Here is a 9,043-nt window from a genome sequence, read left to right on the forward strand (position 1 = left end):
CGAAGCGTAGACAGCATGGTTGCAGGGATAGTGATTGAGCACCGAAAGACTATAAATCCAAAGGACGACGTAGTTGACAGTACGGAAGTCGATATATCTGCCTTCGTTATGGCGAGATGGCAGATGCTTTGGCGGTGTCGGAAGGAGCTATTCATGTAATACAAAGATGGAGTGTCAACAGGGGAGACCCCATAGACTCCGTTCCTAGTGTGAACAATACAGGTACCTGTCACCGATCATGAGAAAGATTTGTTTAGAGCAATAATAAAAAGAGTAAGATAATTATGAGGAGCAAACAGTATATGAGTATTATTGAATCATTACTAGTAAAGTTGATTCCAAGTTCAAAATATCCAAATTATCTAAGAAGAAAAGGTGTCAAAATTGGCAATAATTGCGAAATATATAAAAGTGCTAATTTCGGAAGTGAGCCTTACCTCATAGAAATTGGAAATCATGTACGAATAAATTCTGGAGTTCAATTATTCACACATGATGGCGGTTTGTGGGTTCTTCGCTCTGATATTTCCGGTTATGATCAAGAGTTTTCTGATGCTGACATTTTTAAAAAAATTGTAATAGAGGATAATGTCCATATAGCGACAAATGCTATAATTATGCCAGGGGTACATATTGGTAAAAATTCTATCGTAGGATGTGGTGCTGTTGTTACTCATGATATTCAATCTGGATCAGTTGTAGCAGGTGTTCCTGCGCGAAAGATAGAAACTATTCAAGAGTATGCTGATAAATGTAGAGATAAGATAGATAACACCAAACATTTGAATGCCACAGAAAAAAAGAAATATATTTTAAAAAAATATAATATTAAATCTTAAACTTTCCCTGTCGTAAAATTTCTGGAGGACATAGGCAATGCCATTTAGCTAGGGCGTCAATTTAAGTAAGACATAGTTGGAACATAAACATCATAGGCATAGAAGAAGTGCTGCTTTACTAAAAAAACTTACATTGGTTTAAAAATGAGCACAGCAAACAAACAGTCAACAAGGAGCTGCTTAAAGAGAATGATGTTTAAGAGTCAATGTACAACACAGAACAATCTATAGTTGAACCGAATGGCACTGATGCCTCTGAGAGGACGTGCAAACTTCCTGTATTTTTCTTTGACAGCATGAACAAAACGACACAAAAGCCTAAGGATGTCGATGGTTTTCTCGTTTGCTTGAGAAAAAAACTTTCTGGCTGTCCTAAAGGCTGTGGAGAAATCGACGGTATACCGGTACTTGTTGTCCGGATCATGATGATGCTGGTGATAATCATTGGCAGCTTCATTCGCAAGAAATACACCGAAGTTGTAAATGACCAGTGTTGCATATATCTCCTGTAAAAGAAATTCAGGAAGCTTTGAATGAAAATACAGCAGACCGGCAGCGTGCTTTAGATATCTGAATGAGACCTCACAGCCCCATCTCCAATGATAGCAGGCCCGGATGTCTTCCATGCTAAAGGTAAACGGAAGATTAGTGATGAGATATTCAACTGAGCCATCCGGAGTTTTGAGTTTTACTACTCGAAAATTCAGATAAACAAGATGGCGATTATCAAGCAAAGGCAGAAAATGAGGAATGATTTTTGATGGGTTCATGTGATGATAGATTTGAGGGCGTTCTCTCATCTCATTGGTATATTTGTCGGTAAAGTAACGCTTTATTGTAACGTCATACTCGTCCTGATCCTCTGGGAGTTCATCTGTAAAAGAAGACAGAATGCTTTTGGATGAGTCAGGAGCCTTTACCCTAAGTACATAGCGAAATTTTCGTAGCTCCTGATGAAAAAGCAGGTCATAAGATTCATATCCGCGATCAGCGGTAATGATATAAGAATCAGGGCGTTCAGGCTTAAAGTGGTCAAGCATTGTATGAAGAGCAGCCCACTCGTCAGGCTTTTGACCAGGCTGAATGAACTACATCCAGAATAGCTTTTGAGACTACGCCAACGAAAGCGTTTAGGTGCATATGATTGTAACCTTTATGGTCTACCATCCGAGGCTTATTGAAATCTTCGATTATTTCAGAGTTGGTTGAGTAAACGACGTGAGTTCCATCGCAGGCAAGGATACAGTAATCTTTGAAGCTATGCGTAGTCTGAGGGAAAGAAGAGAATTTCTTGAATAGGTAAGGAAAAGCGGCAGAATTAATTTGGTGGCGACGTTGTATTAAGGCAGAGTGTGATGGGATAGTATCTGCATCCATTTTGAAATAATCAATTAGTTCGTCTGCGCAGGCCATTTTTTCCATTGATAGAATCAGTTAGATAGTGTTGTAGAAGGATAGTTTGCCGTAGTTTTGGCGTGTGAAATCGCGGCTCGGACCATTTGAGTATAGCCATGCATGATCTGACATATCTTTTAAGATTGATTCAAGTTTGCATTTTACATCCTCTGGTTTATTGTTCATAATAGGTGTGTGCCTCCTTAGATTGAGAAGTAGTTGAGTGGTGTCACTGCTTTATTAATCTAAGGGGCGTCTTATCTGGCTTTAGCCAGATAAGACGCCCGCACATTTTTGAAATTATGTCAATACCAGAAAGAGAAAAAAACAATAATAAATTTTAAGGTTATGTTACAGAGGTGCCAGCCGATGCGATATTTCCAAAAGTGGCTTAAACCGCATAAAATAAGGGCTTAATTGAGTTTTCGGAGAAAACTCAATTAAGCTGGGCTGGCTAAATGGCATTGCTTGTAACAGAGGTATGAAGTGACTGCAAAAAAGGATGGTTTTTCCTAAGCGGGTGCTGAAAAAAACAAAATATACATGCTCTATAGGATATGCAGTCCAAAGTGGAAACAAATCTCTTGATAAGCTGAATCATGAGGCCGATCAAAAGATGTACGGTGATAAACAGCAGTACTATATGACACATGAAAGAAGACGGTGATGTGATGAGCTGACATATAACCACGCAGTAAAGACTTGGTCATCCTAAGAGTTTCTTTGAAGTAAGACAGGGAAAACATTATATATGTTAAACAACAAGAGCTTTGAAAAATATTTTGATATAAATGCATTTCTTATTCATGTGCTGAGACATATGGGATTATGGCTGTTCCTCATTATCCTTTTTGGTGTCATGGGATTTTTAAGTTCATTTATCCCCGGAAGCAGATCATACTTTAACTATACGGAGGACGGCTCTGTATCTCAGAATCAGGTGATAAGTGCGGAGTATCCTTACATTTATACTGCACAAAAGGTGATATATGTACCTCAGGAGGAAACGTCTCTCATCATCCAATCCGCATTATCCTTGTTTAAATCCGCTGCCATGATGGATGCGCTTCAGACGGAGTTTTTTAAGGATGCCATGGCTGAGGAGTACAGGCTTCGTAACCGTATGGTAACTTATAATTATCGTCTGCATACGGTTCTTGAGGCACCTTACTCCTACGGCGATTTCAATGATATATTTGACTGCTATGTGAGTTCCGCTTATACAGCCATACCGTCAGGATACGCGGCTGTGAATGCTTCTACTGACACAGTTGGACATTTCATAATCGTTTCTGCCGCGACAGGTGATGAAGATCTGTCGGAATCTATGTGTGAGCGGGCAACGAATCTGCTTGTAACTCAGACTGCAGATCTGATTGGCGACTTTAAATATGAGGTTATTGACAGGGCAGCAGACATAGACCTGCCTGCTGCTGATAACGGACTCATACCGGTCACGTCTACGGGTTCGGTGGTGACAACAGAGAGACCGTTACTGTCAAATATAGTGAAAAAGTCACTTAAAGCAGCGGCATGGGGTGTGGTTATCGCATCTTTTTTGGCGATATTTGTCAGTTTTTTTATTGAAGTGACCAATGTAAAGTTTACTTCGATTTCTGAGGTAAGTGAATTTGGCACACCCATACTTGCAACAGTAAAATCGGGTAAAGTAAAGGCTGTATTACATCCGTTTCAGACACTTATCGGACATTTGGAAGGTGACGAACGTGCCTGTACCGATATGGAAACAGCTGTGAAGCTTGCCGGAGCATATATGCATAAACTGCTTCCTGAGGGCATGCAGATAAAGAAAGTTCTCATTACAGGTTCATCGGATGTTCTGCTGCTTTCCGAAATAAAAGAAATCTTTAGTAGATATGATTCTAGTGATATGGAATTTTCTTCATCCCCGTGTATTTCGGATACACCGGAAACAGTTGATCTTGTTGACGGGCATACCGCAGTTATACTTGTGGAAAGGCTCAACAAAACAACAAAGGGTGATTATGCAGGAGAGCTTCGTCGCTTTGAACTTATAGGCTGCAGGGTTTTGGGTACCATAATACTGAAATAATATGACATACATTATTCTGATCCTGATTACGGTTCCACTGGCATATCTATGGCAGAAAAAAGAGGAATCCGGTATAGATAAAACAGTTTTCCTGAAGGATTATGCCATAAAGATAAAGTCCGATATCTATGCCATGGCAGCTTTTCTTCCTGTTTTTCTGATATATGCACTGCAGTGTTCTGTCCACTCGGATTATGATAACTATCAGATTATGTATAGTATGGTTTCGGTAGGCCGGCATGCTGTTCGCGACCCTGCGGTCTACAGTATATTTAGGATATTTACGCTTCTCGGGCTGCCGTTTCAGTCGGTGTATGTGTTTATATATTTTGTGGCGTTTGTCATCCTTGGCAGGTGTATAAAGGACTATTCCACAGACTATGCACTGAGTCTAAGTATGTTCATAACGATATTTTTTATGTTGGGCTTTTACTATATAAGGCAGCTTGTCGCGGTTATGATTGTCTTATATGCTTACAGATATATCCGAAGCGGAAAGTTCATAAGGTATTTTATACTCATACTCATTGCGTCAGCTTTCCATACTTCAGCACTGGTCATGATTCCGGGATATTTCCTTCTTCATTACAGATTCACAACAAGCTTTTATATCACTGCCGGAAGTTTGTTTGCAATTCTTAATGCCTTGAAGGAGACTGTACTCACATGGATCGTGGCAACATTCATCCCGAAATATTTTGGAAGACATGAGATGTTCAGATCCTTTGCATTTGGATTGTATGACACTATATGGATATTGTTTCTTATTTTTGTCACCTTGTTTTTTGTGTTTGGGTTGAAAAGAATATCGGGAATAAAAACGGAAGAGCTGCAGGCACGTTATGAAGGAGTGTTTCTCGGCGGATTGGCATTTTACTTTATACTGTATTTTTTTGGAAGATGGATACTTGAGTTTGAGCGATTTGGGACATACTTCTATATTCCCGTCATAGTGCTGTACCCTCATATGCTTTATGTTATTTCTGAAGCTCAGGGCGGGAAACTCATGGGCTTTAAGGAACTTGGCGCACAGAGGATCAGAGTGTTACTGAAACTGATATCATATATGATTTTGATCGCTGTATTTTACTTTAATTACCATGCTGACGCAGTGTGGAATTACAGAAGCATTTTTAGCTATTGAGATGATATTGTTATATACTCCCATGTAATGACTGCTGCCGGATGACCAGTCCGGTGATGATGTAGGGAGCCATTGGCAATGCCATTAAGCTGGGACGTCAATTTAATTCAAGAGGGTATAGGCAAATAACAAATTTAGGAAATCATAATGATAATTACAAAAACTCCATTCCGTATGTCGTTTTTTGGCGGCGGAACAGATATGGATTCATTTTTTAGAGAGCATGGCGGAGCGGTATTGTCAACGACTTTTGATAAATACTGCTATGTGACGGTGCGTCATTTACCGCCATTTTTGATTACAGTACAGAACTTGCATATTCAAAGATGGAGCGTAAGCGTCCAATAAGATCGTGTACTGACTTCTTCAATAATTAGTGAAACAATGGCATCAAATATTATGAGAGTTTTTAGTGAATCACTAAAAACTCCAGCGGAGGTAACTAATGAGCAATTTGACGCCCAAGAGACAGGTCAATGAAGAAAAATGGCTCTCACTGATTAGAGAATGTAGATCCAGCGGTCTTACTGTCATTGATTGGTGTAACCAAAATGGGGTTTCCATAAAAGGCTATTATGATAATTAGTACCGTGTAGTGCGCCCATGTAGGACGCTCTAGATAATGGGTGGAAACCCCATACGGAAAGGATTAACCAATCCACCGTTAACGAGTCTTGGAGCCGAAACGGTAACGTTAGGTTTAAGCGTAGACAGTTAGGCAATAGGGACGGACATTGAGCACCGAAATACTCAATTTGGAGGGTGATGCTGTTACACGGGCAGAAGCCAACATGTGCGTAATCGTTTTGGTGAGGATACGTACACTCCGACGGTGTCGGGAAGACCCGTTCATGTTGCACAATTATTCAGCGTCGAATGGGGAGAGCCTGTTTGCTCCATATCAGCTCCGATTAGTGTGTGGGGCAATAATGTATAAGTGGTATGCCAAAGTAACCAGAAAGGAAACGAGGCAAACGGCAGGCAGGCAGTCGGATGGCCGAATAGTACCTTAGATGATGCGAAATCCGTTAGGTATAAGCATCGGAGGGAAGTCGAGAACGGGAAAGTAACCTCTTTTTCCAGCCATACGGAACAAACTTAAAGGGGAAACATTAACTACACTCAGATGGTAGGTAACTAATGGCAACGAAACTGGAGAGAATAGCACAGCTATCTAAAGAAAACCCAAACATGGTTTTCACATCCATTGGGCACTTGATAAACATTGAAATGTTAGCAGACTGCCACATCAAGATGGTTGGGAAGAAAGCGGTAGGAATCGATGGTGTAACCAAAGATGAATACAACAAAGATTTGGAGAAGAATCTCTTTGACCTTATGGATAGGATGAAAAGCAAAGCGTATCATCCAAAACCGGCAAGGCGCGTTGAAATACCTAAAGACAATGGCAAAACCAGACCTCTGAGCATTTATTGCTATGAGGATAAATTGGTTCAGGAAGCAATCAAAAGAGTATTAGAGGCGGTATATGAGCCGTGTTTCTATGACGAAATGATGGGTTTCCGACCTAATCGTGGATGTCATGATGCACTGAAGCTACTTAATAATCAGATAGGTGGTAACTGTACAAGTTGGGTGCTTGACGCGGACATCAGAGGGTTCTTCGACAATATCGACCATGATTGGATGATGAAGTTCGTAGGGGCAAGAATCAAAGACCCAAGAGTGCTGAGGCTTGTAAAGGTGATGCTTAAAGCCGGAGTTGTCAAGGATATGGGCGGATATGAGCCTACTGAACAGGGAAGTGGACAGGGTTCTGTCTGTTCTCCAATATTGGCAAATATCTACATGCACTATGTCCTGCTATGGTGGTTCCACGAAGTAGTGAAGCCACAGCTTAAAGGCTACGCTGGTATCGTTAACTATGCCGATGACTTTGTGGTCTGCTTCCAATACAAATGGGAAGCGGAGCAATTCTACGAGCGACTGAAACATAGGATGGCGTACTTCGGACTCAGCCTAGCGGAAGAAAAGTGTAGGCTCATCGAGTTTGGACGTTTCGCGGAACAGAACCGCAAACGAAGAAACGAGGGCAAGCCTGAATCTTTCGATTTTCTGGGCTTCACACACGTCTGTTCTAAATCTAAGTACGGAAAGTTCAAAGTGCGGAGGATAACGAGTCGCAAGAAGTTTATCAAGAAATGCAAAGTTATGCATGATTTGATTGGTAGGTTACGCACGGAAAAGACTGTGAACATCATACGTTGGATTAACCAAGTTCTTGTAGGCTATTACCATTACTATGGCTTTTATGGAAACTACCCGAAAGTTATGAAATTCAGATGGAATGTATTGAACAGCCTGTATTACTGGCTGAACAGGAGAAGCCAGAAAAGAAGCTACACTAGGGCGGGTTTCTATGACATGATAACAAATGGTCATCCGGTCGTAAGACCCAAGACCTTTTATGTCTATATTTAGATAGCGGAGTCAAGTAATTTCGTAAAGAGCCGGATGCGAGAAAGCCGCATGTCCGGATCCGTGAGGGGCTTGGGAGAGAGATCTCCCTTGTCTACTCGACCCATAAAGATTTTATAAACATATGTGCTGGGGTATTGACAAATACGTTTCTAGAGGGTATGATTCATAAAATTGAAGATTAGCAAATATAACTGTACATATATTATGTATAACAACAAAAGGTAAGTGTATGGAACAGTTGACTGACTAAGGTGTATATACGAAACCACTTGGAGTAAGAAGCAAAGAACTAAGCAATTTGTGATATTTTATTGTTTTGAGTAACTAAGTGAGTATTTGAAATATTATAGATGTAGATTTTTTTAGAGAGGCGATAGATTGTATCTGATAGAACAATTCAAAGAATTAAATAAGCCAGAAAGAATGGTTTTGACACAGCATAGTAGAAAACGACTATCGGAGAGAGGAATTAAAGTACTAGATATTGTCAATGCCATAAATACTGGAGAAATCATAGAGGATTACCCGGAAGATTACCCTTTTCCAAGTTGTCTGATACTTGGAAAGACTGAGGAGAAGGTTGTACATATCGTGGCAAGTATAAATGATGAAATGATATATCTGATCACAGCATATATACCTGATTCGGATAGATGGGAAACAGATTGGAAAACCAGAAAGGAGCAATTATGAAGTGCATGAAATGTGGAAAAGAAATGTTCAAGAGTACTACAACTGAAGCAATTGAACTCGGATTTGGCGTTTTGGTTATTCGTAACATTCCATGTTATAAATGTACTGAATGTGATGAGATCTTCTATACAGGAGATATTGTTCAAAAGATCGAGGAAATTACAGAACGTGTAAAGTTGCTTGTTCAAGAAGTTACAGTTGTGGATTTCGAGAAAGCCGCATAGGAGAAGATCATGACTATCAGTGAAAGAATATTTGAGAGATTAAGGCAGCTTTCTATGACACAGCGGGAATTTGCAGAGGAAGCAGGGATACAGCAGAGCACGATCAGCGAGTGGAAGAAGAACAAAACAAATCCATCATCTGATAAGATACTGGCAATATGTAAAGCTCTGGATGTGTCTCCGGAATGGCTTTTGTCAGGGGTTGATCCGGCAGAGAATCGAGGGAAGAACC

The 9,043-nt window shown here is 40.4% G+C and carries 9 protein-coding genes and 1 pseudogene; 9 read left to right on the forward strand and 1 reads right to left on the reverse strand.

All coding sequences use genetic code 11. From position 1 onward, the window contains the following. The first annotated feature begins 302 nt into the window (after nt 1-302). Nucleotides 303-839, forward strand: coding sequence for an acyltransferase (locus tag T515_RS15190; protein ID WP_036613039.1), 537 nt, complete (start codon nt 303-305; stop codon nt 837-839). Between the two features lie 203 nt (nt 840-1,042). Here the strand turns inward: T515_RS15190 and T515_RS15195 are convergent, their stop codons facing one another. Continuing rightward, on the reverse strand, nt 1,043-1,924 hold the full coding sequence (locus T515_RS15195; RefSeq protein ID WP_330372694.1) for a transposase: 882 nt from the start codon (nt 1,922-1,924) through the stop codon (nt 1,043-1,045). Between the two features lie 1,061 nt (nt 1,925-2,985). Between T515_RS15195 and T515_RS15205 the strand changes: the two genes are divergently transcribed. The 8 genes and pseudogenes from T515_RS15205 to T515_RS15230 form a co-directional block, all read left to right on the forward strand. Next, entirely contained in the window at nt 2,986-4,308 is a 1,323-nt protein-coding gene (locus T515_RS15205) for a hypothetical protein (protein ID WP_036613041.1), read from the forward strand. 1 nt (nt 4,309) lies between these two features. Then, nucleotides 4,310-5,452 (forward strand): EpsG family protein, encoded by a 1,143-nt coding sequence (locus T515_RS15210; protein ID WP_036613042.1) that lies wholly within the window; start codon nt 4,310-4,312, stop codon nt 5,450-5,452. A gap of 147 nt (nt 5,453-5,599) precedes the next feature. Next, nucleotides 5,600-5,787, forward strand: a pseudogene (locus T515_RS18525) (kinase); the annotation flags it as partial. 110 nt (nt 5,788-5,897) lie between these two features. After that, on the forward strand, nt 5,898-6,038 hold the full coding sequence (gene tnpA / locus T515_RS17505; RefSeq protein WP_155988411.1) for an IS66 family insertion sequence element accessory protein TnpA: 141 nt from the start codon (nt 5,898-5,900) through the stop codon (nt 6,036-6,038). A 554-nt stretch (nt 6,039-6,592) separates the two neighbouring features. Continuing rightward, on the forward strand, nt 6,593-7,894 hold the full coding sequence (ltrA, locus tag T515_RS15215; protein WP_036613047.1) for a group II intron reverse transcriptase/maturase: 1,302 nt from the start codon (nt 6,593-6,595) through the stop codon (nt 7,892-7,894). A 378-nt stretch (nt 7,895-8,272) separates the two neighbouring features. Then, on the forward strand, nt 8,273-8,587 hold the full coding sequence (locus T515_RS15220; protein WP_036613048.1) for a DUF4258 domain-containing protein: 315 nt from the start codon (nt 8,273-8,275) through the stop codon (nt 8,585-8,587). Continuing rightward, nucleotides 8,584-8,811 (forward strand): YgiT-type zinc finger protein, encoded by a 228-nt coding sequence (locus T515_RS15225; protein ID WP_036613057.1) that lies wholly within the window; start codon nt 8,584-8,586, stop codon nt 8,809-8,811. Before T515_RS15220 ends, T515_RS15225 begins: the two co-directional genes overlap by 4 nt. Before the next feature lie 9 nt (nt 8,812-8,820). Next, a partial coding sequence (locus T515_RS15230; protein WP_036612969.1) for a helix-turn-helix domain-containing protein occupies nt 8,821-9,043 on the forward strand: 223 nt, incomplete at its 3' end.

Origin of the sequence: Oribacterium sp. P6A1 (genome assembly GCF_000702885.1) — a bacterium.
In the GTDB taxonomy this organism is placed as follows: domain Bacteria; phylum Bacillota; class Clostridia; order Lachnospirales; family Lachnospiraceae; genus Oribacterium.

What these genes read in the sequence shown, in the direction of transcription:
- T515_RS15190 (WP_036613039.1), top strand. Translation starts at nt 303, where the DNA reads ATGAGTATTATTGAATCATTACTAGTAAAGTTGATTCCAAGTTCAAAA.
- T515_RS15205 (WP_036613041.1), top strand. Translation starts at nt 2,986, where the DNA reads ATGTTAAACAACAAGAGCTTTGAAAAATATTTTGATATAAATGCATTT.
- T515_RS15210 (WP_036613042.1), top strand. Translation starts at nt 4,310, where the DNA reads ATGACATACATTATTCTGATCCTGATTACGGTTCCACTGGCATATCTA.
- tnpA (WP_155988411.1), top strand. Translation starts at nt 5,898, where the DNA reads ATGAGCAATTTGACGCCCAAGAGACAGGTCAATGAAGAAAAATGGCTC.
- ltrA (WP_036613047.1), top strand. Translation starts at nt 6,593, where the DNA reads ATGGCAACGAAACTGGAGAGAATAGCACAGCTATCTAAAGAAAACCCA.
- T515_RS15225 (WP_036613057.1), top strand. Translation starts at nt 8,584, where the DNA reads ATGAAGTGCATGAAATGTGGAAAAGAAATGTTCAAGAGTACTACAACT.